Origin of the sequence: Rhizobium leguminosarum bv. viciae USDA 2370, from assembly GCF_002008365.1 — a bacterium.
GTDB lineage: Bacteria > Pseudomonadota > Alphaproteobacteria > Rhizobiales > Rhizobiaceae > Rhizobium > Rhizobium leguminosarum.
On sequence record NZ_MRDL01000059.1, the window covers coordinates 59637 to 83738 of the forward strand.

Genomic DNA, 24102 nt, shown 5'->3' on the forward strand with positions numbered 1-24102 from the left:
TTGCTTGATTTGCTTATTAACCGCATCATCAACGAAACTTTGGAACAATCTCTCATGCCCGCTCTCGACGCGATCGATCGCAATATCCTGAGACTGCTGCGCCTCGATGCGCGCATGAGCAACGCCAAGCTCGCCGCCGAGATCGGCCTCTCTCCCTCGGCCTGCCTCAGGCGCATCAAGATCATGGAAAAATCAGGCGTGATCCGCGGCTATACGGTGCTGGTCGACACCGGCAATGCAGATGAGATGATCGCCGTGATCATCAACATCACCCTAGAGCGCCAGACGGAGGACTATCTTGATCGCCTCGAGGCGGCGGTTCGCCGGCATCCCGAGATCCGGGAATGTTTTCTAATGACGGGTGGCTCGGACTATCTGTTGCGGGTGGAGGTTGCCAATGCGGGCGAGTTCGAGCGGATCCACAAAGAGATCCTTTCGACCTTGCCCGGCGTCCTCAGGATCCATTCCAGCTTCTCGATCCGCAATGTTCTGGCGACGCGCACGAGGGGCCGGCGCTGAACCGCGATCTTCAAGCCTATATCAGTTCGAGCGCCGTGGCCTTGGCGACCGCTTCGCTCGTCGTGGCGACGGTCAGCTTCCGCCGCGCCGAGGCGAGATAGAGCTGCACCGCGCTTACCGAAATGGACAGGCGGGCGCAAATCTGCTTCGCGAGCAAGCCATTGGCCGTCATCTCAAGACATTGCAGTTCGCGGCGCGACAATTGCGGAAAATCGGTTATTTTTCTCATCCCCGACAGAACCATTGCCCTGTCGTGAAGATGGTGGGCGAGAAACTGGAGGTCGCGCATGCTGTCCATGCGGAACTGTCGCCAGTAGGCGTCCGGGTGATTGGAGGTCACCGTAAACAGTGATCGCTCTCCGTGAGGTCCGCGCACCGGCAGGGTAACGCCTTGCCGGCCGACACCGAAGGCCATAGCCTCCTTGAAGAAGCCATATGCCTGGCCTGAATCCCATTTAGACGCAGACCATTCCACGGGCAGGAAGCCGCGCCGGCCGAGGCGCACGACGGGATCGATGCTGAAGTAGTCCCGCTCAAGATATTGCTTCACCCACTCGGGCGGGTAGGTCAACATCAGCAATGGATTGCTGGCCGTCGCCCCCGAGGAGCGGGTCACATGCAGAACCATGTGCGATATCGCATAGATGTGGCGGACTTCATCCAGCGTCGTTTCGAGATCCCGCAATGTCGGCGATGCGGAAATTCGGTCCAAACTGTAGAAAAAACGAGAACTGCTCAGCATGAGATGGACTCGTGGTTGCGTGTTTTCCTGACTGCTCGCAGTGGTAACATTTCGCGGTTGCCGAGAACAGCATATTTTATGGCAACCATGGCGCGATGTGAAGAACAGGTTAAAGAGCTGGCGAGACCTATCCCACTGCTGGGCGGCAGAACAGCGACGACGCTTACCGCATGCCGCTATCGGCGAGAGCTCTGGCAGGATTGGGAGAGGCTTGCTCCAGAAGTCGAGACAGGTTGGCCCGAAGTGTCCGACAATTGTCCGCCGTCACGTCCCATAGTCCGACATACAGCTTGCCGATCTCGGGCCGGGATCGGGCAAGCGGCGTCGGCCTCCAGCCGATCCTGCGGTACACCCCGACCATTGCGACATCATAGACGCCGACGATGCTTTCGATACCCGTGTCGAACGCAAGATCGCAAAGCCCTGAGAGCAGTTCGGTGGCGACCGTGCGCGATTGGTCTATCTGTCCGGCGAGCGGATGAATGCAAAAGCGGGTACATTCCCAGGTCGTCGGGCTATCGACGTCGATAGGCTGATCGAAGAAATGCCGGAACTCGCTTTTGAGCATCGTCGCTCCTGTGGTCGGCAGCAGGCGCAGCGAACCCGTCAGCGTGCCGGAAGGTCGTTGCGTGACGAGATAGACGGGATCTTCCGCCTCGTCGTATCGGTCCCTTTCCCACTGGTCCCGGACATCGACCTGCCATCCTAGCCGATCGCGAAAAACGGCGGCGCGTGCCCGGAACATTTCATCGAAAGCACGTCGATCGGTCTCGAGCATGTCTTTGGTGAGTATCCGCAACATATCCGTCCCTCCTGATGTGCTGACGTTTCACAACAGGAGGTCGACCGGGCGCAATCTGGATATTTCACCAGGTTGACCGGTGCTTCGCTTTGCCTTCCCCTTTCATAAGAAGTTTCTGATGTTCGTCGATCGAAAGCTCTTGGTAATTGCCAATTTTAACGCAACCAACGGGAGGATTCTTGATGACCCACGACATGGCACGCGGCAAACGTATTCGAGAGGCGATATCCCGGGGCAAATTCCGGAAAGTTCACGCCCTGGCGGCCGAACTAGACGTGTCCGTCGCCGCCGTCTCCCGCTGGCAGAATGGTGGCCATACCTCGCTGGAAAGCGCCTGCGCGCTCGCCGACCTGCTGGATGTCTCCCTCGACTGGCTGCTGCTCGGGCGGGGCACCATGGACTGGCATAGGAACAGCGCGATCTCCGCCACGGAATTGCAAATGGTTCTGGCGTTGCGCAACCGGTCTGCGGCAACACGGTCCAATCTCGCTGGGCTGGTCGAATCCATCCCTCCTGAGCACCCGTAACGCCAAGCGCAATTCTGTGAGATTTTTTGACCTGAGGTCAACACGTTTAGGTTGCTAAAAAGCAGATCGTCGACGATCTTTCTAGTTAAAGCTTCAACGGCGGCACAACAGGGCGGCCAGCCCGCCCTGCCCTCGCCGCCGCAGAGACCTTGTTTTCACTCTCAACGCAGAAGGGTCGTTGGCGTCGGCTTTTGACGTGAACCTATCAATACGCTGTGCGCAAGGCCGCAATATTTCTCCCATCCGGATCCGGAATATTTCCTCGATCTGGTCCCAGCAAGTCTCAACCGATTTTGGAGTCAGTCAATGACAGTTGCGCTTTGGAGTCAGTCAATGACAGGGGCGAACCCGGCCCATATCGGCGCCACTGCGCCTGCAGTCAAACCGCAGCCTGCCTTCGCGCAGACCGATCTGGTTGCATTGTCGCGCTATTTTTCTCTTCTGATGATGCGCAACATCACAAGCGATGGCTATGTCATCGAGGATCCGGCATCGCCCGGCGTCTTTTCGGCCCCCGGCTGCGTCATCGCCGCCCCCTCCTATCCCGCGAACACGCCGGGTGTCGACCAGGACTATGTTTTCAACTGGGTCCGCGACGGAGCCATTACGGCCATCGAGATCGCGCTTGCCGGCTTGCTGCCCGTTCCGGGCGGGGTTTTGCCGAGCCTGGTCGACTACGTGAACTTCGCCGCACTCTGCCAGGCGAATGCGAAGAATTCCGCGACCGTCACACTTGGCCATGCCTGCTTCACCATCACCGGCGAGGTTCGTCCGTGGTCGGAGCAGAATGACGGGCCGGCTATTCAGTCGATTGCGATCCTGACCTTGTTCGATCAGCTGGATGGCGCCACGCAGACGATCGCCAAACAATTGGTCGAGACAAACCTCTCTTATCTTCTCGAAGTTTACCAGAACAAGACCACAAATCTCTGGGAGGAATATGAGGGCTATTCCTTTTTCGCAAGAGCCGTACAGCTGCGCTTTTTCCGGGAAATTTCCACAAACACGATCGGTATTGCCGTGTCTGCCGGGGTGGCCGATGCCATCTCCTGGCTGGAAAGCCAGCTGGCCACCCACTGGAACGGGCAGCTCTATGTGAGCATTCTGGACGCCGCGGAGCAAGCCGGTTACGACGCGAATATCGATATCGTCTCTTCGGTCTGCTATGGCGGGATCGAGCCGACCGATACCAAGCTTCTGGCAACGGCGGCCATCCTGCGGCGCCAGTGGGCCGATCCTTCATCTTCGAACTATTACCCGATCAATGGCGCCGACGCGGCCAAAGGGCTCGGACCACTCTTCGGGCGCTATCCAGGCGACCATTACGATGGCGATGTGGCGGCCCCGGTGGTCGGTGGGCATCCCTGGGCTCTGTGCACCGCCAACTTCGCCGAGTTTCAATACCGGCTCGCCAATGCCATCGCGGCCAGCGGCGCCATCCCCATCGATCAATTCTCCGAACCCTTCTTCGCGGAACTGGGACTTGGCGCATCCAGCAGCGCCGCCGACGCGTCCGCTGCCTTGCGGGCTTCGTCCGACGGCATGCTGCGCGCCATCGTCTATCACAGCGATCACTATGAGCTGAGCGAACAGTTCGATGGAACCGTTGGCTACGAGAAAAGCGTCCGGAATCTGACCTGGAGCTACGCCTCCTTTCTCTCGGCAGTCAGAGCCCGCTCCGCCGCCGCCCCGGCCGCTGCCAAATCCAAACCCCGAAACTCCCGCGGCGCGAGGTCATGACGATTTCGGGCCGTCCGGCCTGAAATCTCGATTGAATCCAGAACGGCATGATCCGCAAAGCCTGATGCGGGCTTTCCGGGAATAATGGAGGACCAACGTGCTTTTTCCCCTCGAATCCGCGATAAAAGCCGATGCCAAGACCGTTGCTACGTCTGACGACTACGATATCGTCATCGTCGGCAGCGGCATTTCCGGAGCAATCATTGCCAAGCAGGCTGCGGAGGCGGGCAAGCGTGTCCTTATCCTTGAAGCCGGAACCGGTGCCAATAGCACTCTGGCAGGCTATGACAATCTGTTGACGACGTTCTATTCGGCAGCCTCCAAGGACAACCAGTCGCCCTTTCCGCTGAATGCCAACGCGGCCATGCCCCGCAGCCCTCAGCTTCGCAAGCTGCAGGCGGGGGAAACCAATAGCTCGACCTATATCGTTCAATCCGGCCCCTATGTCAGCGATACGACATATACCCGCATTTTCGGCGGAACGACCATGCACTGGGAGGCGAAAACGCCCCGCCTGCTTCGCTCGGATTTCAAAACGCGCACCATTTTCGGCCAAGGGTTGGACTGGCCGCTGAGCTTTGAGGAAGTCGAGGATGATTACCGCCTGGCCGAGCGGGAAATCGGCGTATCGGCGGATGTCGAAGATCAGCAATATTTGGGGCAGACCTTCCCGGGCGACTATGTCTTTCCCATGCGCGGCCTGCCGCTTTCCTATCTGGATCAGCAGGTCAACAAGGGCATCGAAGGCACCAGTGTCGAACTTTACGACAAGACCTATCCCCTGAAGGTCAGGCCCTATCCGCAGGGGCGCAACAGCATACCGAACCCGGCCTATGACGGTGGGAAGGGCTACCGCCCCATCGGCGCAGTCGATACGCATCAGGTCGAAGAGGGCGGTCGCTGCCAGGGCAACACCAACTGCGTACCGCTCTGTCCCGTGCAAGCGCGCTACCACTCCGGCAAAACGCTTGCCAAGGCGTTCGCGGTAAACGGGAAAAGGGGCGAGCAGCTTGTCGAACTGTTGCCGCAGGCGGTCGCATCGAAGGTCAACATCGATCCGGATAGCGGGAAAGTCCGCTCTCTCGAGGTGAAGATTTACAAGGACCCGGCCTCACCGGCCCACGAGACCATCACCGTGAAGGGCAAGGTTTTCGTGCTTGCGGCAGGCGCGATCGAAACGGCGCGTCTCATGCTGGCCTCCGGCCTGCGCAGCACCAGCGGTCTTGTCGGACGCAATCTGATGGACCACGCCTATCTGCTGAACTGGGCGCTGATGCCGGAAATCTGCGGCACGATGCGCGGAACCAGTTCGACGGGCGGTATCGTGGACCTGCGGGACGGCCCTTTCCGGGAAAGGCAGGCCGCCTTCGCCATCGATATCCATAACGACGGCTGGGGTTGGGCCACGGGTGCGCCGACCTCCGACCTTCTCGAACTGGTGGATGATCACAACCTCTACGGGGCGGATCTTCGGCGCGGCATGATCGACCAGGTTTCGCGGCAGTTACTGCTGGCATTCATGATCGAGGTCATGCCCGTCGAAAGCAACCGCATCGCGGTGGATCCGCAATATACCGATGCTCTGGGCAACATGCGGCCCATCCTGTCCTTCACGGTTCCGGAATATACCATGAAGGGTGCCGCCTATGGCCGCCAGTTTGCGCGCACCGTCTTTACGCGTCTGGGCGCGCAGGATCATACCAAATACGACCCCAGCGATTTCGGCTATGTGGCCTATGAGGGGCAAGGCTATGCGATCCGCGGCGGCAATCATCTGGCCGGCACCCATATCATGGGAACGACGAAGACCAATTCCGTCGTGGACAAGAACCAGCGCAGCTGGGACCACGAAAACCTCTATCTCGTGGGCGGCGGCAGCATGCCGACGATTGGCACGGCCAATGTCACCTTGACGCTGGCCGCCATGTGCTTCCGAAGCGGCCGCGACATTCTGAAGTCTCTGCATTGAATGAAGACCGGCATCCGCTGCGCGGAACGAACCGATGGGCTCGACGCAAGCGACACGAAGCCGACCTGTGCACCCAACTTATCTTTCATGGAGCTTGAGCATGTATTCCTACAGCATTAAGACGCTCGATGAGCTGAAAGAGTTTCTCTATCGGGCGATGCAGCTCGAACATGCGACGATTCCGCCGTATCTGACGGCGCTTTACTCGATCAAGCCCGGCGTCAACAAGGATGCGACCCAGGTTCTGCGCGTGATCGTCGTAGAAGAAATGCTGCATCTGACTATTGCTGCCAATATTCTCAATGCCATCGGCGGCACGCCGGATCTTGTCAGGCCGGACTTCGTAGCCCGCTATCCCGCAGCCCTGCCGGACGGTGAGACCGATTTCAAGGTCAGTATCCAGGCTTTCAGCCGTGAGGCGCTGGCGACTTTCCTGAAAATCGAGCGGCCGGCTCAGCGTCCTGAACATCTCGTCGGCAAGGGCCTGATATATCGCAAAACTCCCCCTGATATCACCGCGCTTGCCAGCCACCCAAGGCATGAGGACCTCCATTTCTTCAGTATCGGTGAGTTCTACTCGACCATCGCGGAGGGCATCAAATACCTGGAAGCCGAAGCGCATGGGGCGGGCACAACCATCTTTACCGGCGACAGTTCGCGCCAGATCAGCTCGGAATATTATTATTCCGGCGGCGGCGAGTTGTTTCCCGTGACCGATCTCAAAAGCGCCTTGGAAGCCATCGACCTCATCATTGAACAGGGCGAAGGCGACGGTGGCGGTATCTACGACGATGACGACCACGAACTGGCCCACTACTACCGTTTCGAGGAACTGGTCAAAGGCCGCTACTACCAGAAGGGCGACCAGCCCGGACACCCCACAGGTCCGCAGTTGCAGGTCGATTGGGAAGGCGCCTATCCCATAAAAGAGAACCTGAAAGTGAAGGACATATACGAAGGCTCGGAACTGCGTGAGGCGGCGATCGCCTTCAACACGCGCTATGGCGAATTTCTCCAGCTTTTGACGCGTGCCTATAACGGTCAGCCGAGCCTGCTGCTGGAAGCCGTTCCGATGATGTTCGAATTCCGCAACATGATCCTCGAACTCATCCGCAATCCCCTGCCGAAACATCCCGACAAGAACGGCAGCCCCACCTATGAGATCCCCGGCGGTATCAAACAGTCAGCCGTCACCCGGCAGGCGGAGGTGAACGCATGAGCAACCGTTTCGAGGCATTTCTCGGTCTTTCCGTCGAATTGACGGCCTTCTCCCAGTTCGATCTTCTGGGAACGGGCCTGGCGGAACGTTATCTCGCCACGCTCGACAAGGTGGTCGGCGGCGAGGTCGCCGAGGCGCTGCTGGCCGCTTTCACCGCCCTGCCACCGCCGGAAGGTGAGGCCCGTATCCAGGCAGTGCGCACGACCATTCTGGGCAATGAATTGCTGGGAGACGTGGCCCGCGCGCTGATCAAGCTCTGGTATTCCGGCACCTGGTTCGAGCTGTCCTCCGCCTGGACGGAGCGCTTTGGCCCCAGGGCTGCGAATACCACCTTCGTCGTTTCTCCCGATGCCTATGTCGAGGGTCTGCTCTGGAAGGCGATCGGAGCCCACCCCGCAGGCGCCAAGGGGCCTGGTTTCGGCTCCTGGGCCTTTCCACCGAAAATTCCAGCTTTTGCGGCTCTCGATTCCAAAACCTGACCTGACGCCATTTCCGCTTGTCTTCAAAGAACTGGATGATTGCCATGACAACACATCTGCATCGACTGACGCCCGCCAAGGTCTGGCTCGGCGTCATCCCCACGCTCTGGTGGAATGACGATTTCATCAATATCGACATCGGCATCCCCTACGAGCAGGCTCTGAGTGAAATGGCACTCGCCGGCTATGTCGGATGCGGTGTCGGTCATAAATATCCGACGGATCCGAAAATATTGCGGCCTGTCCTCGAACTCAGGGGATTGCGGATTTCCGAGCCTTGGGTGAGCACCTATTTCACCATCAATGCGATGAAGCGTCATACGCTTGATAATGTCGATGCTCAGCTCGACTTCCTCGAAGCCATGGAAGGCGGCAGCGACGATCCACGCAGGGCCGATCTGGTCGTCGCCGAGTTTGGCGGAGCGGTCAATCCGCTCCCCGTTGCCCTGTTTCCGAATTGCCCCGATTTCTCCGAGGACCAGTGGAAGCAGCTGATCGAAGGCCTGCATGAGGCGGGAGAGAAAGCCAAGGCCCGTAACCGCCGGCTCTGCTATCACCCGCATCTGGGGACCGGGGTGATGAAGACGGAAGCGATCCACCGGCTCATGGACGAGACGGATCCGCGCCTGGTGAACATGCTTCTCGATACCGCGCACCAGGCGGCTGCCGGTGTCGATCCGCTGGCGCTGGCCAGAAAATACGCCCACCGCATCAAGCATGTTCACCTGAAAGACTTTCGCGCCAAGGTGGTTAGGGAGATGCACACCGGAGAATTGTCCTTCCAGCAAGGGATCGAGGCGGGGATCTTCACCGTCCCGGGCGACGGCTCCATAGAGACCTTTCCGGAAATCCTCGATGCGTTGGCCGAGGCGGATTTCGCCGGTTGGATCTGCGTCGAAGCAGAGCAGGACCCGGCCAAGGCCAATCCGCTGCAATACGCGAAAATGGGCCGCGAATATCTGCGCAAGCTGCTTGGATGGTAGCCCGGCGCGGAGTGTTTGTTTCAGCCCGATGGCGATGTGGAGGAGGTGGGGACGGATCTCGCCTCATGACAATGTCGGGCGAGACATCATCCTGAACCACGCATTACTGGATAGCGACAGCTGGAGCGATGAAGATGGAAGAGGCACGCAGGCGAGATATATATTTCAGCTTCTTTATGTTTACAGCCGATTTGAGGCCGAATGACGCGGGCTATACCCAGGTTCTCGTCAGACATCTGAAAGCTCTGACCGAGATCGGCTACACCGGCTTCGATGTGCATATCGCCCCAGGACCGGCCCATGTCGGTCATCACACCGAGGTCGAAAGCTATATCAGCCTCAAGAGGGCGTTCGATCAGGCGGGCTTCCGGGATGTGAAGTTCACAACCAATGTGGGGACCACGCGAACCTTCGATCCGACCTCGCCTTACGAGGAACAGCGCAAGCAGGCTCTGTCCTATCTCAAATCCCGCGTCGACATCACCTCGGTGCTGGGCGGGGAGAATACGATCATGTCAGGGCCGTTCCTGTACCCCTATGGTATCTTTCCGCTGACGGATGACGGCGAAGGGATCTGGAGCGATGCGCTTCAGGATTGGATGAAGCCACGATACGCGGCGGCGGTCTCCATATTCCAGGAATTGGCGCAATATTCTGCGCGGAAAGGGGTGAAGCTCGCCATCGAACCCGTCAAGAATTGGGAAACGCCCGGGCCGACCATGGTCTCGGAAGCGCTGGATTTTCTCGAAAGCGCCGACATTCCGGTCTGTGGCGTCACGATCGATACAGCCCAGGTCGTGATGGAAAGCCAGGGGCCGGCAATCTTCAGGAAAAATGTCGCCCGTGCCGTACAGCGGAAGCGGCTGAATTACGTTCACATCTCAGCGCCGGACCGGGGCGCTGTTAGAGATAGCTGGATTCCCTGGGAGATCATGCTGGACGAAATCGAGCCGGTCTATTCCGGCCCCTATCTCGTTGAAGTCTTCAACGCGATTCCACCCTTCGAGAGCTCGATGCGAATGACGCGCAGACGCTTCTGGCGGCCCGGTGAGGACGCGCCGGAGGCGGGCGTCGACAGCGCCTACGACGTTGCGCGCGCCGCCCTGAAGACATTGGAGGAAAAGATCGCGTCCCGAGGCCGTTGATCTCATCCGTGATGGCGCTCGGGCGCACATGTTGGAACAACCCGGGAATGTTGGCCAGGGGAGCCCTCATCTCCGCCATGCCGGGGTGAACATCAAACCTTAGCAAACGACCTTCAATCAGGGAGATACCTATGGTCACGCAATTGCCGGATCCCATTAAAATCGTCAGGCGAGCAGGCGATGTCCGTATTCATACTTTCATTTCAGCTTTCACGGATGACAACATCGCCAATGCAACGCACATAATCGAAAGCAGGAACAAGCTTGTTCTTGTCGATGGGCAATTCCTCGTTCCCTATGCGCTGCAATTCAGGGAGTATGCCAACAGTATCGGCAAGGAGATCGACCGGATCTACCTGTCGCACAGGCACCCCGACCACTGGTTTGGCCTGGGAGCCGCATTCAGCGACATTCCGATTTATACATTGCCGGAAACGAAAGAGTTCCTGAGGCAGCACGGACAAGATTCCGTCAATGACCATTGGAAAATGGGCGATCTCGCTCCGAAGAGCTTGGTAATCCCCGAAAAAACTGTCCGCGCCGGCGCGGAAATCATCGACGGAGTCAAATACATATTTGATGAAGTCGTTGATACGGAGATCGATTTTCTTCTCACCATCGGTCTTCCGGACGTCGGCGTTTTTATTGCGCAAGACCTGATCTACAGCGGAACGCACCTTTATCTGACGAAATACATGGAGCATTGGATTGGGATTTTGCAGGGTATGCTGCTGTCCGACTATGACCTGTTCCTTCCCGGTCACGGCTTTCCGGCTGACAAGAACGAGGTTGCCAAAAATATAGAGTATCTGTCCGTCGCCATGGAGGCCGCCGGCAACGGACTCACCAATGATGCTTTCAAGCGCTTCATGCTGGAAAGATTTCCCGAACGAAAATGCCCCGGAATATTCGACATATACATACCGCGCTTATTCGATAACGCGAGCGAGTTTTAATACGTCAATTGTCGTCAACAGGGGAGCCGTTGGAACATGGGCGATACATACACGGTTGGGCAATATCTAGTCGACAGACTTCGTGAACTGGGCCTGGGGCACCTGTTTTCCGTAGCGGGCGATTATTCGATCGAATGGGTGAACAGTTATGTCGAGAAAAGCGGTATTCAGGTCATCGAAGAGGTGAATGAACTGAATGCCGGTTATGCGGCTGACGGCTATGCGAGACTGAAAGGAATTGGTGCGCTTTGCGTTACCTATTCCGCAGGCTCGCTTTGCGCAACAAATGCGATCGCCGGATCTTACGTCGAGAAAGTGCCGGTCGTTCTGATCAACGGTGCGCCAAGCATCAAGAAAACGCTCACATTCGAACAAACCGGCTACAGTTCGCATCACTTCATCAGCGGGCGGGAAACGGATCTTCAGGTGTTCGAATACATAACGGCCGCTGCCGTCCGCATCGATAGCCCTCATCTTGCGCCTATGCTCATAGATTATGCGCTGACGCAGTGCATCACGGAAAGACGTCCGGTCTATATCGAGTTGCTGGAGGATATGGTGGACCTGGAATGCGCGCGCCCGTCGAATGCATTAAAGGCGGCGCCAGACATATCCGACGAGGGCAGTCTCAATCAGTCGATCACGCAAATCAGCGAAAGATTGCAAAATGCCACCAAACCCCTGATCTGGATCGGTGTCGAGATCGACCGGTTTGGCCTTCACGACCAGGCGGAACGGCTCATTCGGGACCTCAAAATTCCCTATGTGACCGAGCTTTTGAGCAAGGCCATCCTATCGGAAGACGATGTCCAATTTGCCGGGGTGTTTGATGGCGAATCGTCGTCACCCTATGTCCAGTCGTTGGTCAAAGACTCCGACTTCGTATTGGCGCTGGGCGTCTGGTTGACTGATATCAATGATTTGGGTTGGCCTATCGATCTCGATAAAACCGCATTCGCCTCCTGGGATACAGTGAAATATGGCACGATCTTCAACGCAGAGGTTTCGCTGGCGGATCTCGTCAACGGCTTGATTGACAAGAGGCTGACGTGCAAAGCCCAAAGTCTTCCGGCGAAAACAGCCCGGCAAGCGCCGGTCGTGAATCCGGCAGGCGAAATTACCTATCAGGGCTTCTACGATTTCATTCAGCAGCAGATCGACGGAAATACTATCGTTGGTGCCGACGCGAGTTTGAACTATTTCGGGAGCCTGCTTCTTGAAGTCGGTGCTCGCCGCGGTTTCATCGTACAATCATCCTATTCGGCGATCGGGTATATCGGCCCGGCCGCGACCGGCGTTTCGCTGGCGAAGCAAGATAAACAGAGGCTACTGGTCTTTGCGGGGGATGGCGGGTTTCAGATGACCGCTCAATGCCTCTCGACACAAACCCGCTTCAATCTCAACCCGATCATCTTCGTGATGGACAACGGCATCTATGGCGTGGAGCAATGGCTTGCCGATGCATCGGTTTTCCATGGCAACAAGCCGTTCTACAACTCATGCATCCTGCACCGATGGAATTACAGCAAGTTGGCAGAGGTTTTTGGCTGCCAAGGCTGGAAGGTGGACACCTATGGCGAACTGGCGGAAGCCATAAATGGCGCCAAAGAAAACCTGAACAGTCCGTCCATCATCCAGGTCGTCGTGCCTCAGCGGTCGATCCCCGATAATGCGAACTGGAAAGCAAGCTAGAGCTGTTCAGCTTTTGGCGGAAGCGCGGAACCGCCCTAGCCTTTTGTTTTTACGCAATTCCGGACGAAAAACCGCTTCACGCTTTTCCTGGAATTGCTTTAGACCATGTCGCGCGAAACCGTGCAGCAGATGCCTCAGAAAAGGTGGCCCAGTTCCGCCTGCTATCGCGCGAGCGTCTGCCTGATGCCGGCAATCCCGCGGCGCAGGAAGGGATCGGTGTGGATGTAGAAGAACTGAACACCCTTCTGCAGCCAATGAGGCAGTTCATCGGTGGTAACAAGCGTGCCTGCAACCCTGCCTGCATCGCGGATCTTGTCGACGGCGACCGAGACCTTGTCCATGACCACTTCGGGACGCGGCTCGCCGAAGGGCGGAGCCGGCGGATAGCCCATATTCTGCGAGAGATCGCCAGGCCCGATGAAGAAGACGTCGATGCCGTCGACCTCCAGCATCTCGTCGAGATTGTCGATGGCATCCACCGTCTCGATCATCGCCACCACCAGGCGTTTGTCGAAGTCGGACGGAAGAGCGTAACGGACGGCATCGACGATGGCGCGAGCCTGCTCCGCCGTGTCCACCATCGGGACCATGATGCCGTCAGCGCCCGCATTGAGATACCTGATGAGGATCGGGCGTTCGTGCGAATGCGGCCTAACGATCGCCGCTCCGCCGACAGAACGGACAATCTGTGCAGTCATGCGCACATCGTCGAAGCTCCAGGTTCCGTGTTCGCAGTCGACGAAGACGGAATCGGCGCCGAGTTCCACCAGCCGGGCTGCCAGGCCCGACGAGGAGTGGTGCGGCGTATACATGGTGACTGCCTCGCCGGCCACCAGCCGGGCGCGCAATTTGGCTCCGTTCATCAAGGTCCTCCCAATTCTATTTTTTCGGCATATCCGGCGTATCGGCCGGCGCTCCGACCCAACGCGCAATTTCGATATCCGCTGACGTGTCCCGCATGAATGTCGGGCAGATGTGAAGCTCGGGGATCACGGCGCTCTTGTTCAGGCTGGCGCAGAGGACGATCGCACGGGCGACGTCATGAGGATCCATCATGACGGCACGTTCCTCCTCCAGAGGAGGCCGCGCGCGATTGTCCATGATCGGCGTATTCGTCTCGCCGGGCAGGATCGTCGTCGCCCGGATCCCCTGATTGCGATAGGTGTTGTGCAGGAAGGTCATGAAGTTTTTCACGCCGGCCTTGGCCGCACCATAGGCCGCGCCACCGAGCAGGTTGGGGTTGATCACCGCGAGTGAAGAGACCGTAATGATCGTTCCCTCACCGCTCGCGATCATGTCCGGAAGGACCGCCTGGGTCAGGTTGAAGACGGCGGTCAGATTGATGTTAAGGGTGGAGGCCCACTCAGCCTCGCTCAAGAAACGCGCGTTCAGCACCTTGCTTGCGCTGCCGGCATTGTTCACCAGGATGTCGACGGGTCCGACGCTCTCCTTGATCCACGTCACGGCCGCAAAGATCTCTTCACGCGTCTCGATATCGAGCGCACGCGCGACGGCCTTGCCATGAGCCTCTTCGATCAAGGCCGCCACCTCGCGCAGCGGTTCGATCCGCCGCCCGGTCAGCACGACGGTGGCGCCGTCCTTTGCCAGCAGCAGGGCGGTCTCGCGACCGATGCCGGAGCCGGCTCCTGTTACCAGAGCGATTTTTCCTTGAAGAAGTCCCATGGTTTCCCCTATTCGGCCGCAGCAGCGATCGGGCCAGAATAGCCGTAAATTTCCTTCGCAGCCTTCGCCGTGATCAGGTTTTCGGAAAGATCCTGCTCGATGAGTGCAGACGAACGATCGCTCGCAGGTCCCCAACCGCCGCCGCCAGGCGTCTCTACCTCGAGGCGCTGGCCCGTCTTCAGGACCACCTTGCCCTTCGGGAACTGGGGCTTGCCGTCCTTCATGACCTTTCCTGCCGATCCGCTCTGCCCTTCGACGACGCCGAAGCAGGGATGGCGGACACGCTCGGAAGCGAGATAGATGTTCATCGGGCTCTTGCCGAGGTTGCGGAGCACGACTCGCTGGCCGAGACCGCCGCGATGCTTGCCTGCTCCACCCGAGTCCGCGATCAGTTCCTTCCGCTCCGTCAGCACGGGCACGGCAACCTCGAACATCTCGATGGCCGTTACCTTGCAGTTCGAGGGGAAGCTCAGCGTGTCCAGACCATCGAGCTCTGCGCGCGCGCCCTGCCCGCCGTGGAAATTCTGGACGGAGCCATATTGCGTGCCGTCGTTGCGCTGACCGACGCAATTGGCGGCCCAGATCGGCGCGCCGCCGCTGTCGCCCATAACCTTCTCGGGCACGACGCCTTCGAGCGCCTTGAAGATCAGCGAAGGAATGACGTGCCCGATCAGGTTCCGCGAATTGCCCGCCGTCCAGTGCTGCGGATTGAGGATGCAGCCGAGCGGAGCCTCGTCGGTGATCGGGACGATGCAGCCCTCGTTATTCGGGGTCTCAGGGTCGAGCAGGCATTTCAGAGCATAGACCGAATGGGCATAGCGATAGTTCGTCCGGCAGTTGATCGAGTGCAGAACCTGATCGGAGGTGCCGGTGTAATCGACATGGATCGAGTCGTCCTTGATGATCACCGAAGCCTTCAGCGTCACGTCGACATCGTAACCATCAAGCAGAACCTCGGCTGCGTAGCTGCCGTTCGGCCATTCCCGGATCGCCTTGCGGGTCTGCGCTTCGGAGCGGGAATGGATGGCGGTCGCCAGGCCCTCGACGTCGTCGAGACCGTATTCATCCAGGAATTTGACGAGTTCGCGGCCCATGACGTTGTTGGCAGCGATCATCGACTCGAGATCGCCGCGTACTTCGGTCGGAAGGCGTACCGACGCTTCGATGATGTCGAAGACGTCCTGGTTCGGAACGCCGGCCTTCAGCAGCTTGATAATCGGGAAGCGGATGCCCTCTTCGTAGATGTCGCTCGCTTCGGAATGCAAAGGGGCGCCGCCGATATCGGGAAGATGAGCGATGGACCCGGCATAGGCGACGACCTTGCCGTTCTTGAAGATCGGCGTGATCATCGTGACATCGGGAAGATGACCGGTGCCGATTTCCGGATCGTTGGTCGCCAGCACGTCGCCCTCTTCGAGCTTGTCTGCCGGGAACTTCGGCAGGAAATAGTTCTGGGCCGCCGCCGGGAGCGAGGTGATGAAGACCGGGATCGACCAGGTGCATTGCGCCAGCGCCCGTCCCTTGTTGTCCAGGAGGACGGTCACGTAGTCGTGGTTCTCGCGGACGATCGGCGAGAATGCCGTCTTGCCGAGGACGTTGTCGGCCTGGTCCGCGATGAAGATCAGACGGTTCCACATGACCTGAAGGTTGATCGGGTCGTTGAAATCGGTGGCGGGTTTCGACATCTGAGTACCCCTTAGTGAATGTTGATCACGAGGTTGCCATGGGCATCCACATGGAAGACGCCGCTTGGGCCGACGACAGCAGTTGATTCCCGCTGCTCGACGATTGCCGGGCCCTTGACCTCTTTACCCACAGGAAGCTTGTAGTGGTCGTAGACCGCAGTCTCGACAACGCTGCCGATCTCCTGGAAATAGACCTTGCGGCTGCCCTTCTTCGCGTCGGCAACGACGGTCTCGTGCGGGCGCGTGACCTGATCCTTTTCGCCGCCGGCGCGTAGGCGCCAGGTGATGACCTCCAGCGGAGCGGCAACGGTACGGCCAAACAGTTCGCGGTATAGCTTGAAGAAATTGCCGCGGAGCTCACTGAGGAATTCCTCCTTCGGCAGGGTCCGGTCAGGCAGAACCACGGTGATTTCATGGCCCTGGCCGACGTGGCGCATGTCGACGGTGTAGCGGTTGCTGATCGTATCCTTCGGAACGCCCGCTGCCGACACGACTTCGGCGCCCTGGGCCGAAAGCTCGTCCAGCAGCCGGTTCATGGCATCCATATTCCAGGCGTCGAGTGCCATCGGATGACTTGCGGAAAGATCGACTGCCACCGGAGCGATCAACAGGCCGATCGCCGAGCTCACGCCTGCACCGGTCGGGCAGATGATGCGGGAAATGCCGAGCTTGCGGGCGATGCCATAGGCGTGGACCGGACCGGCGCCGCCGAACGCGACCATGGGCAGCGACCGGGGATCGACGCCGAGATCGGTCGCATGCATGGCGGCCGCCTTGCTCATGGATTCGTTGACGAGGTCATGGATGCCCCATGCGCAGCGCTCGACCGAAACCTCGAGCGAGTCGGCAAGTTTGGCCATCGCTTCGTGGGCGGCTTCCTTGGACACTTTGAACGAGCCGCCAACGAAGGATTCGGTGCCCATGTATCCGAGCAGGATGTCGGCATCCGTGACGGTCGGCTGGGTGCCGCCGCGCTGGTAGGCCGCCGGTCCGGGCATGGCGCCCGCGGAGTGCGGGCCGACGTCGAGCAGGCCGAGAGGGTTTTTGGCGGCGATCGAACCGCCGCCCGCGCCGATCTCGATCATCTGGATCGACTGGATCTTCAGCGGGAAACCGGACCCCTTGCGGAAGCGCTGATAATGGGCGACCTCGAGATCGGTGCCGACATTCGGCTCACCGTCCGGGATCAGGCAGAGCTTCGCGGTCGTGCCACCCATATCGAAGGACAAGACGCTCGCCTCGCCCGCCGTGCGGCCGAACTCGGCAGCGGCCACGGCACCCGCCGCCGGGCCCGACTCGATGAGGCGTACCGGCAGTTCTGCAGCACGCCGGCTCGGCACCAGCCCGCCCGAGGACGTCATCCAGAGGACCTGGCGATCGATGCGCTTTGCCGCGAACTCACGCTGCAGATGCGCGACGTGGCCGGCCATCTGCGGCCGGGTATAGGCGTTGACAACAGTCGTCGAGGCGCGATCGAACTCGCGCATCTCAGGGCAGACTTCGGAGGAGAGCGAGACGAAGATATCGGGGTCTTCTTCGCGCAGCAGCGCCGCGACGCGTTGCTCGTGCTGCGGATATTTGTAGGCGTGGAGAAGGCAGACGGCGACGGAGCGGATGCCCTTCTCCTTCAGGCGTCCGGCGATTTGGCGCACCGTCTCTTCCTCGAGCTCGGTCATGACGGAACCGTCGGCTGCGATACGCTCCTTGGCGCCGAAGCTGTTTGCACGGGTAACCAGCGGGTCGGGATATTTGATGTTCAGGTCGTAGAGGTCGTAGCGTCCTTCGTTGCGGATACGCAGCATGTCCTGAAAGCCGTCGGTGGTGACGAAGCCCGTCTCGACGCCCTTGCGCTCGAGGACCGCGTTGGTGACGACGGTGGTGGCGCCCAGCACCTGAAGGTTCTCGATGGCGATGTTGCCGGCGAATTTTTCCAGCAATTCGGACACACCCTGTACGACTGCTTCCGCCGGGTTCTTCGGCGTGCTCAGGACCTTGTGAAGGTGAAGGTCGCCCTTGTCGTCCAGGAGCGCGAAGTCGGTAAAGGTACCGCCCGTGTCGAAAGCCAGTTTTGCCATTTTGTCCTCGAAGAGACTGTTCGGCGCGGCAGGCGCCGCTATGCGGATCCGATGCCCGGACCCGGTGTCTGCTTGGAGGTTAGGGGAATGCCCGGCGCGTTGGCTAACACAACTACAGTCTGCCGCTATAGGGTTTGCTTATGGCGGATCGGAGATGTGCCGTCAGACTGCCGTTGCGAGGATCGGCCGCCGGCTAGGCCGGCCTGATTCCGGGATGGTGACTGCTCATGAGCTTGCCCACGACATCGAGGAGAACCGACCGTGCAGCGATGGCAGGTTCCGACAAGGGAAGATGATCGGCGACGCAGAGCGACACGGTCGCGTCGATCACCGGCTTCGTCAGCGCCCTCACCTGTGCGCCTGAAAAGATCGCCGTCTCCGTGACCACCGAAGCCGGGAGAATGGTCGATCCAAGCCCATCGAGGACCGCCGCGCTGAGAGCCGGAACGGATTCGATTTCCGAGACGACATCAGGCGTGGCCCGAGCTCTCGCCAGGGCGTCGTCGATCAGCCGCCGGAGCAGATGTGCCTTGCTGGGAAGAAGCAGCGGGATGTCCTGGAGGGCAGAGAGGGGAAGCGGCGCGTTGCTATCCCCAGGGAGTTGGATGCCCGGCGGCGAGACGAGGAACATTTCCTCGCGGAACAATGGCTGCAGGGTGACGCCCTTGATCGGGGCGGCGGCATAGATCAGCGCCATATCCATCTTACCTGTCATGATCAGTTCGCTCAGGATCTGGCCGAAACTGTCATTGATGTGGACGACGATATGGGGATGCCTGGCTTTCATTTCCTTCAGGATCGGCAGCGACAAGGCGCTTGACGAGGAATAGGTCGCAAGCCCGATCGAGACGCGGCCCGCCACCGACTTGGCGGCCTGATCGATGTCGACCTGCGCCTGCTCGATCTGCTTCAACATCAATTGCGCATGCCGATAGAGGATGAGCCCCGCTTCCGTCGGCGTAATGCCGACATTGCTGCGGATGAGAAGCTTGTGCTTGAAGTGCGCCTCCAGAGCGGCAATCTGCTGCGACAGCGCCGGCTGGGCCGTCCGCAGAAGGCTTGCCGCTCGCGATACGCTGCCCGTATCGACGATCTTTACGAAGCTCTTCAATTTTCGGAAATCGACGCTCATGGCCACCGGCTTCTTGTTTCACGAGAAAACGTAAAGCCTGCGGCCGGAGGGACGCAAGTCCCACCGGCCTTTTGCGGTTAACGCAGGCCGGCAACAGCCCGTTCGATGCGATCGCATGCTTGCGTAATTGCCTCCATCGACGTTGCGATCGAGAGGCGGAAATGAGGCGATATCCCGTAGGCGGCACCCTGCAGCGCCGCGACCCCGACGCCATCCAGCAAATAGAGCACAAAATCAAGGTCTGTCTCGATTGTCTTACCTTCGGGTGTCTTCTTGCCGATGACACCGGCGCAGTTCGGAAACAGATAGAAGGCCCCATCCGGCACCAGGCAGGAAAGGCCAGGCACCGCGTTGAGCCGTGAGCACGCATAATCGCGGCGCTCTTTGTAGACCTTTACGCTTTCCGCGACGAATGACTGATCCGAAGATAGCGCATAGGCGGCTGCGGCCTGACTGACCGACGATGGGCAGGACGACATCTGCGACTGCAGCTTGTTGATGGCTGCGATCAAGGCGGCTGGACCCGCCGCATAGCCGATACGCCATCCGGTCATGGCGTAGGACTTGGAGACGCCGTTGGTGAGCAGAACACGCTCCTTCAGTTCCGGCACGACGGCAACCAGCGTCGTCATCGGCTCGTCCTTGAACCAGACCTGGTCGTAAATGTCGTCGGAAAGCACGAAGACATGGGGATGGCGCAACAGCACCTCGCCAAGGGCTTCGAGCTCGCTCCTGTCATAGGCTGCACCCGTTGGATTGGACGGCGCGTTGAGGACCAGCCACAAGGTCTTCGGCGTGATCGCCTTTTCCAGAGCCTCCGGCGTCAGTTTGAAGCCCGCTTCCTGCGGGCATTCGACGATAACCGGCTTGCCTTCGTTGGCGATGACCATATCGGGATAGGAAACCCAGTATGGTGCGGGGATGATTACCTCGGCATCGTTTTCCACGCTCGCCATCAGCGCGAGAAACAGAATCTGCTTGGCGCCGCCGCCGACGCAGATTTCGTTGTCCGCATAGCTGAGGCCGAGCCGGCGCTGGAAGTCGCCGATGATGGCCTTGCGCAGCGCCGGCGTGCCGTTGACCGCGGTATATTTCGTTTCGCCCCTGTCGATGGCCGCGTGCGCCGCGGCCTTGATGTTATCAGGCGTGTCGAAGTCCGGCTCGCCGACGGTCAGATCGACAATATCGCGACCTGCTGCCTTCAGTTCGCGAGCCCGGGCTGCCGCAGCCGTGCTTGGCGAAACCTTGATTCTGGACACACGCGATGCAGGCACGAAAGTGCTCATGGGGATTTCCTCGATTGTGATTCCTTGAGAGGCGAAATCGCCTCAGTGGACGGCTTCTGTTTCGCCGCGCATCTTCCCGGTCAGGAAAAGTTCGCCGAGTTCATCATGGGTGATGTCTTTCGGCAGGCCGTCCCAGATGACTTTGCCAAGTCTCAGAATGACCGCGCGCTGGGCCACTTCCATGGCTTTCTTGGTGTTCTGCTCGACGAGCAGGATCGTCATGCCGTCTGCATGAAGGCGAAGAAGCTCGTCGAAGACGATGCCGATCGCGGCCGGCGACAGCCCGACCGAGGGCTCGTCGACCAGCAGCACCTTCGGCCGCTGCAGCACCGCCATCGCCACTTCGAGCAACTGCTGTTCGCCGCCGGACATATTGCCGGCGAGCGTCGCACGGCGTTTCTTGAGGATCGGAAAGAGGTCGTAGACGTAATCGCGGTCGGCCTTCACCTTGGCGTCGCGGAGAGTATAGGCGGCCATCTGAAGATTTTCGTCGACGCTCATGACGGGAAAGTTGCAGCGCCCCTGAGGCACGAAGGAAATCCCCTCACCCAGAATGGCTCGCGACTTGCAGCCCGCGATGTTCTTGCCGCGCCAGTCGATGTTGCCCTGCTTGATCGTGGTCATGCCATAGAGCGTTTTGAGAAGCGTCGACTTGCCCGCTCCGTTCGGCCCCATGAGCGCCACGAACTGTCCGGCGGGCACGTCGAGGTCGACGCCGTTCAGAATATCCAGATTGCCGTAACCTGCGCGCAGGTCGCGGATCAGAAGGTTCGAATTACCCGCCAAGATAGGCCTCCCTGACGCGTTGATCCTGAATGATATCGCCCGGCAAGCCTTCGACGAGCTTGGCTCCCTGGTCGAGCACGATGACGCGCTGGCAGATGCTGGTGACAACATCGATATTGTGTTCAATCACCAGGAAGCTCACGCCGAGCGACTTATTCGCATAGCGGATGGTGTCGACGACGCGTTCGATGATCTTCGGATTGATCCCGGCCATCGGCTCGTCCAGCAGGATGAGCTTCGGTTCAGGCATCAGCATGGATGCGAACTGGATGAGCTTCTGCTGTCCGCCCGACAGATTGCCCGCCGGCTGGTGGCGCACATCCCAGAGACCCGCCATCTTGATCAGGTCGCGGGCTCTCTCCCTGAGACCATCGATGCGCTGGCGGGACATCTTTCCGAGGCCGAAGGTCGATGCAATGGACGGGAAGGTGAACATCTGACCGGCGATTACCAGGTTCTCCTCGACATCGAGCGACTTGAAGGTGACGGTCTTCTGGAAAGATCGCAGCATGCGGCCTTCCCTCGCGATGCGGTTCAAGGACCAGCCGGTTATGTCCTGTCCATCAAGGACCACCGTGCCGGCGTCCGGCTTCGCAAGGCCTGTGCTGCAATCGAAGAAAGTCGACTTGCCGGAACCGTTCGGTCCGATCAGACCTGCGATCTCTCCTCGGTCGATGTGAATGCTGACATCGTCGACGGCCTTGACCGCGCCATAGGACTTGCTGAGGTTCTTGATCTCGAGAAGGGGAAGATGACTGGTCATTTCGCGCCTCCGATCGCATTCCAGAAGCGATTGATGAGTGGCGCGCAGCCCTTCTTGAACCAGAAAACGAGGACGAGAAGGCAGACGCCATAGGCGATCATGCGCAGTTCCGGTGTAATGCGCAGCGCCTCCGTCAGTCCGACGAAGAGCAGGCTTCCGAAGACAGTGCCGGAAATCATGCCCGCCCCGCCTCCGAGCACGATGATCAGCATCGTCGTCGAATAGTACATCTGGAAGGTCAGCGGGCTGACGACCGTCAGGTAATAGGCGTAAAGGCAGCCGCCGATCCCGGCAAACACGGCGCTGATCATGAAGACGATCAGCTTGTAGTGCCATGTGGGAACGCCGAGAGATTCGGCGAGGGTTTCGTTCTCACGGATCGCCACCATGTTGCGCCCGGCGGGCGAGCGGACGATTGCCCAGACGGCGAAGGTGGCGAGGGTCCCGATGATCAGGGCAAGATAGTAGAAGTTTGTCGTACCGGACACCGTGAACGAAAGCGGGCCTAGCTCGAAGTATGGTTTTGGAATGCTCGATAGTCCCATGTCGCCGCGGGTGAGCGAGATCCAGTTCTTGGCGATGGCCTGGCCAATGATCACGAAACCCAGGGTACACATGACAAAGGACGTCGAGCGCAGCCGCAAGGCGGGAATGCCGAGCGGAAGGGCAAGGGCCCCCGAGACGGCGCCCGCAGCGATGAGATTGACGTAGAATGGCGTTCCATAGGTTACGGCGAGAAGACCTGCCGTATAGGCACCGATACCGAAGAACGCGGCCTGGGCCAATGACAGAAGACCGGTATACCCTACAAGCAGATTGAGCCCATGTGCCGGAAGCATGAAAATCAGGGCGATGATCAGGGAATGGGTGATGTAGCGGCTGCCGATGAACGGCGCGGCGAGTGCTAGGACAACCAGGACTGCGGCGAGCGGTATGCGAAGGTCGCGCCTGCGTGCCTGTTGAGCGGTTTCCGTCAGAGACATGTCGAGTCCTCGGTCGTTCGAGAAAGGTCGGCGGGCGCAGCTGCTAGAAGCGCGCCTGCGTCGAAAAGAGGCCATGCGGTCGCCACATCAGCATCAGGATCAACGTGGCGAAGCCGACGGTGTCGCGGAATTGCAGGCCGACATAGGTGGCGACCAAGCTCTCGGCAACGCCAAGGATCATCGCCGCGACGAAAGTGCCGCGCACATTCCCCAAACCGCCCATGATAATGATCGGCAGCGTCTTGAACGTGATCAGTTCGCCCATGCCGCCATAGACGCTGACGTTGACCGGCGCCGTCAGAACACCTGAAAGCGCGGCGAGTGCCGCCCCCAGCATGAAGGTTCGAAGCACCACCTGCGGCACATCGATGCCGACGACGCTGCAGCACTCGACGTTCTGGGAAACGGCGCGCATCGCCATTCCGAGGCGGGTGTAGCTGACCATCAGTTCGAGGCCGATGAACACCAACAGGCAGACGACGAGAATGAGAATGCGCTGCTGGGCCAGACTGAAGCCCAGGATGGAAACCGGTTCGATATAGCCTCCGGCGAAGAACTTGTAGCCTCCGCCGAAGACGAGAATGATGGTGTTCTGCAGGATCAGCGCGATGCCAAGGGTGGCGAGCACGCCCGACTCAGCGGGCGCGCCGACCATCCGGCGCATGACGAGTTGCCCGACCACATAGGCAACGGCGATTGTCGCAAGAACCCCCACGACAATCGAGGCTTCGTAGGACAGGCCGAGATAGTCGATCGCAAACCAGGCCCCGAACGTGCCGAGCATGTAGTACTCGCCGTGAGCAAAGTTGATGGCTCTCAGCACGCCGAAAATCATGGTCATGCCGACGGCGACGATTGCGTAAACGGAACCAGTGACGATTCCATTCATAGATTGCTCAACTATGGTCGAGAGCATGGGCGTACTCCTCCCGGCAG

At 59.4% G+C, this 24102-nt stretch carries 22 protein-coding genes; 10 read left to right on the forward strand and 12 right to left on the reverse strand.

Annotation, left to right across the window (positions count from 1 at the left end; translation table 11 throughout):
• The first annotated feature begins 54 nt into the window (after positions 1 to 54).
• Complete coding sequence (locus tag BS629_RS34430; protein ID WP_003550368.1) at positions 55 to 519, forward strand: Lrp/AsnC family transcriptional regulator; 465 nt, start codon at positions 55 to 57, stop codon at positions 517 to 519.
• 16 nt (positions 520 to 535) lie between these two features.
• Here the strand turns inward: BS629_RS34430 and BS629_RS34435 are convergent, their stop codons facing one another.
• Together BS629_RS34435 and BS629_RS34440 are read right to left on the reverse strand one after the other, a co-directional pair.
• The gene (locus tag BS629_RS34435) at positions 536 to 1261 is read right to left on the reverse strand and encodes a helix-turn-helix transcriptional regulator (protein WP_018245421.1); all 726 of its coding nucleotides are present in this window, start codon (positions 1259 to 1261) and stop codon (positions 536 to 538) included.
• Positions 1262 to 1424: 163 nt separating this feature from the next.
• Entirely contained in the window at positions 1425 to 2063 is a 639-nt protein-coding gene (locus BS629_RS34440) for an acyl-homoserine-lactone synthase (protein WP_018245422.1), read from the reverse strand.
• Positions 2064 to 2245: 182 nt separating this feature from the next.
• Here BS629_RS34440 and BS629_RS34445 point away from each other — a divergent pair, with 182 nt between their 5' ends.
• The 9 genes from BS629_RS34445 (at position 2246) to BS629_RS34485 (ending at position 12773) form a co-directional block, all read left to right on the forward strand.
• Complete coding sequence (locus BS629_RS34445; RefSeq protein ID WP_018245423.1) at positions 2246 to 2590, forward strand: helix-turn-helix domain-containing protein; 345 nt, start codon at positions 2246 to 2248, stop codon at positions 2588 to 2590.
• Between the two features lie 306 nt (positions 2591 to 2896).
• A complete protein-coding gene (locus BS629_RS34450) occupies positions 2897 to 4330 on the forward strand; it encodes a glycoside hydrolase family 15 protein (protein WP_026188667.1) in 1434 nt (477 codons plus the stop codon).
• Between the two features lie 97 nt (positions 4331 to 4427).
• Positions 4428 to 6299: a GMC oxidoreductase gene (locus BS629_RS34455; RefSeq protein WP_018245425.1), complete on the forward strand. Its 1872-nt coding sequence runs from the start codon at positions 4428 to 4430 to the stop codon at positions 6297 to 6299.
• Between the two features lie 100 nt (positions 6300 to 6399).
• Positions 6400 to 7518, forward strand: a complete 1119-nt coding sequence (locus tag BS629_RS34460) for a ferritin-like domain-containing protein (RefSeq protein ID WP_018245426.1) — start codon at positions 6400 to 6402, stop codon at positions 7516 to 7518.
• A complete protein-coding gene (locus BS629_RS34465) occupies positions 7515 to 7997 on the forward strand; it encodes a hypothetical protein (RefSeq protein ID WP_018245427.1) in 483 nt (160 codons plus the stop codon). Before BS629_RS34460 ends, BS629_RS34465 begins: the two co-directional genes overlap by 4 nt.
• A 44-nt stretch (positions 7998 to 8041) precedes the next feature.
• Positions 8042 to 8980, forward strand: coding sequence for a myo-inosose-2 dehydratase (gene iolE / locus BS629_RS34470; protein ID WP_026188668.1), 939 nt, complete (start codon positions 8042 to 8044; stop codon positions 8978 to 8980).
• Positions 8981 to 9108: 128 nt separating this feature from the next.
• A complete protein-coding gene (locus tag BS629_RS34475) occupies positions 9109 to 10125 on the forward strand; it encodes a sugar phosphate isomerase/epimerase family protein (protein ID WP_184328248.1) in 1017 nt (338 codons plus the stop codon).
• A 131-nt stretch (positions 10126 to 10256) separates the two neighbouring features.
• On the forward strand, positions 10257 to 11081 hold the full coding sequence (locus BS629_RS34480; RefSeq protein WP_018245430.1) for an MBL fold metallo-hydrolase: 825 nt from the start codon (positions 10257 to 10259) through the stop codon (positions 11079 to 11081).
• A gap of 36 nt (positions 11082 to 11117) precedes the next feature.
• The gene (locus BS629_RS34485) at positions 11118 to 12773 is read left to right on the forward strand and encodes an alpha-keto acid decarboxylase family protein (RefSeq protein WP_018245431.1); all 1656 of its coding nucleotides are present in this window, start codon (positions 11118 to 11120) and stop codon (positions 12771 to 12773) included.
• Between the two features lie 161 nt (positions 12774 to 12934).
• Here the strand turns inward: BS629_RS34485 and BS629_RS34490 are convergent, their stop codons facing one another.
• The 10 genes from BS629_RS34490 to BS629_RS34535 all read right to left on the reverse strand — a co-directional run bounded on the left by BS629_RS34490 (position 12935) and on the right by BS629_RS34535 (position 24082).
• Complete coding sequence (locus BS629_RS34490; protein WP_018245432.1) at positions 12935 to 13636, reverse strand: HpcH/HpaI aldolase family protein; 702 nt, start codon at positions 13634 to 13636, stop codon at positions 12935 to 12937.
• 16 nt (positions 13637 to 13652) lie between these two features.
• Positions 13653 to 14456: an SDR family oxidoreductase gene (locus BS629_RS34495; RefSeq protein ID WP_018245433.1), complete on the reverse strand. Its 804-nt coding sequence runs from the start codon at positions 14454 to 14456 to the stop codon at positions 13653 to 13655.
• An 8-nt stretch (positions 14457 to 14464) separates the two neighbouring features.
• Entirely contained in the window at positions 14465 to 16141 is a 1677-nt protein-coding gene (locus BS629_RS34500; RefSeq protein ID WP_018245434.1) for a hydantoinase B/oxoprolinase family protein, read from the reverse strand.
• A gap of 11 nt (positions 16142 to 16152) precedes the next feature.
• Positions 16153 to 18216, reverse strand: coding sequence for a hydantoinase/oxoprolinase family protein (locus BS629_RS34505; protein WP_018245435.1), 2064 nt, complete (start codon positions 18214 to 18216; stop codon positions 16153 to 16155).
• 193 nt (positions 18217 to 18409) lie between these two features.
• Positions 18410 to 19348, reverse strand: coding sequence for a nitrogen assimilation transcriptional regulator NAC (gene nac / locus BS629_RS34510; RefSeq protein WP_018245436.1), 939 nt, complete (start codon positions 19346 to 19348; stop codon positions 18410 to 18412).
• Positions 19349 to 19425: 77 nt separating this feature from the next.
• Positions 19426 to 20634 carry an aspartate transaminase gene (locus tag BS629_RS34515; RefSeq protein WP_018245437.1) on the reverse strand — a complete coding sequence of 403 codons (1209 nt, stop codon included), beginning with the start codon at positions 20632 to 20634 and terminating at the stop codon, positions 19426 to 19428.
• Between the two features lie 42 nt (positions 20635 to 20676).
• Positions 20677 to 21420 (reverse strand): branched-chain amino acid ABC transporter ATP-binding protein, encoded by a 744-nt coding sequence (locus BS629_RS34520; protein ID WP_018245438.1) that lies wholly within the window; start codon positions 21418 to 21420, stop codon positions 20677 to 20679.
• Complete coding sequence (locus tag BS629_RS34525) at positions 21410 to 22183, reverse strand: ABC transporter ATP-binding protein (RefSeq protein ID WP_018245439.1); 774 nt, start codon at positions 22181 to 22183, stop codon at positions 21410 to 21412. Before BS629_RS34525 ends, BS629_RS34520 begins: the two co-directional genes overlap by 11 nt.
• On the reverse strand, positions 22180 to 23166 hold the full coding sequence (locus tag BS629_RS34530) for a branched-chain amino acid ABC transporter permease (protein WP_018245440.1): 987 nt from the start codon (positions 23164 to 23166) through the stop codon (positions 22180 to 22182). Before BS629_RS34530 ends, BS629_RS34525 begins: the two co-directional genes overlap by 4 nt.
• 43 nt (positions 23167 to 23209) lie before the next feature.
• The gene (locus tag BS629_RS34535; protein WP_018245441.1) at positions 23210 to 24082 is read right to left on the reverse strand and encodes a branched-chain amino acid ABC transporter permease; all 873 of its coding nucleotides are present in this window, start codon (positions 24080 to 24082) and stop codon (positions 23210 to 23212) included.
• Between the last annotated feature and the right edge of the window lie 20 nt (positions 24083 to 24102).

What these genes read in the sequence shown, in the direction of transcription:
- BS629_RS34430 (WP_003550368.1), top strand. Translation starts at nt 55, where the DNA reads ATGCCCGCTCTCGACGCGATCGATCGCAATATCCTGAGACTGCTGCGC.
- BS629_RS34435 (WP_018245421.1), bottom strand. Translation starts at nt 1,261, where the DNA reads ATGCTGAGCAGTTCTCGTTTTTTCTACAGTTTGGACCGAATTTCCGCA.
- BS629_RS34440 (WP_018245422.1), bottom strand. Translation starts at nt 2,063, where the DNA reads ATGTTGCGGATACTCACCAAAGACATGCTCGAGACCGATCGACGTGCT.
- BS629_RS34445 (WP_018245423.1), top strand. Translation starts at nt 2,246, where the DNA reads ATGACCCACGACATGGCACGCGGCAAACGTATTCGAGAGGCGATATCC.
- BS629_RS34450 (WP_026188667.1), top strand. Translation starts at nt 2,897, where the DNA reads ATGACAGTTGCGCTTTGGAGTCAGTCAATGACAGGGGCGAACCCGGCC.
- BS629_RS34460 (WP_018245426.1), top strand. Translation starts at nt 6,400, where the DNA reads ATGTATTCCTACAGCATTAAGACGCTCGATGAGCTGAAAGAGTTTCTC.
- BS629_RS34465 (WP_018245427.1), top strand. Translation starts at nt 7,515, where the DNA reads ATGAGCAACCGTTTCGAGGCATTTCTCGGTCTTTCCGTCGAATTGACG.
- iolE (WP_026188668.1), top strand. Translation starts at nt 8,042, where the DNA reads ATGACAACACATCTGCATCGACTGACGCCCGCCAAGGTCTGGCTCGGC.
- BS629_RS34475 (WP_184328248.1), top strand. Translation starts at nt 9,109, where the DNA reads ATGAAGATGGAAGAGGCACGCAGGCGAGATATATATTTCAGCTTCTTT.
- BS629_RS34480 (WP_018245430.1), top strand. Translation starts at nt 10,257, where the DNA reads ATGGTCACGCAATTGCCGGATCCCATTAAAATCGTCAGGCGAGCAGGC.
- BS629_RS34485 (WP_018245431.1), top strand. Translation starts at nt 11,118, where the DNA reads ATGGGCGATACATACACGGTTGGGCAATATCTAGTCGACAGACTTCGT.
- BS629_RS34490 (WP_018245432.1), bottom strand. Translation starts at nt 13,636, where the DNA reads ATGAACGGAGCCAAATTGCGCGCCCGGCTGGTGGCCGGCGAGGCAGTC.
- BS629_RS34495 (WP_018245433.1), bottom strand. Translation starts at nt 14,456, where the DNA reads ATGGGACTTCTTCAAGGAAAAATCGCTCTGGTAACAGGAGCCGGCTCC.
- BS629_RS34500 (WP_018245434.1), bottom strand. Translation starts at nt 16,141, where the DNA reads ATGTCGAAACCCGCCACCGATTTCAACGACCCGATCAACCTTCAGGTC.
- BS629_RS34505 (WP_018245435.1), bottom strand. Translation starts at nt 18,216, where the DNA reads ATGGCAAAACTGGCTTTCGACACGGGCGGTACCTTTACCGACTTCGCG.
- nac (WP_018245436.1), bottom strand. Translation starts at nt 19,348, where the DNA reads ATGAGCGTCGATTTCCGAAAATTGAAGAGCTTCGTAAAGATCGTCGAT.
- BS629_RS34515 (WP_018245437.1), bottom strand. Translation starts at nt 20,634, where the DNA reads ATGAGCACTTTCGTGCCTGCATCGCGTGTGTCCAGAATCAAGGTTTCG.
- BS629_RS34525 (WP_018245439.1), bottom strand. Translation starts at nt 22,183, where the DNA reads ATGACCAGTCATCTTCCCCTTCTCGAGATCAAGAACCTCAGCAAGTCC.
- BS629_RS34530 (WP_018245440.1), bottom strand. Translation starts at nt 23,166, where the DNA reads ATGTCTCTGACGGAAACCGCTCAACAGGCACGCAGGCGCGACCTTCGC.
- BS629_RS34535 (WP_018245441.1), bottom strand. Translation starts at nt 24,082, where the DNA reads ATGCTCTCGACCATAGTTGAGCAATCTATGAATGGAATCGTCACTGGT.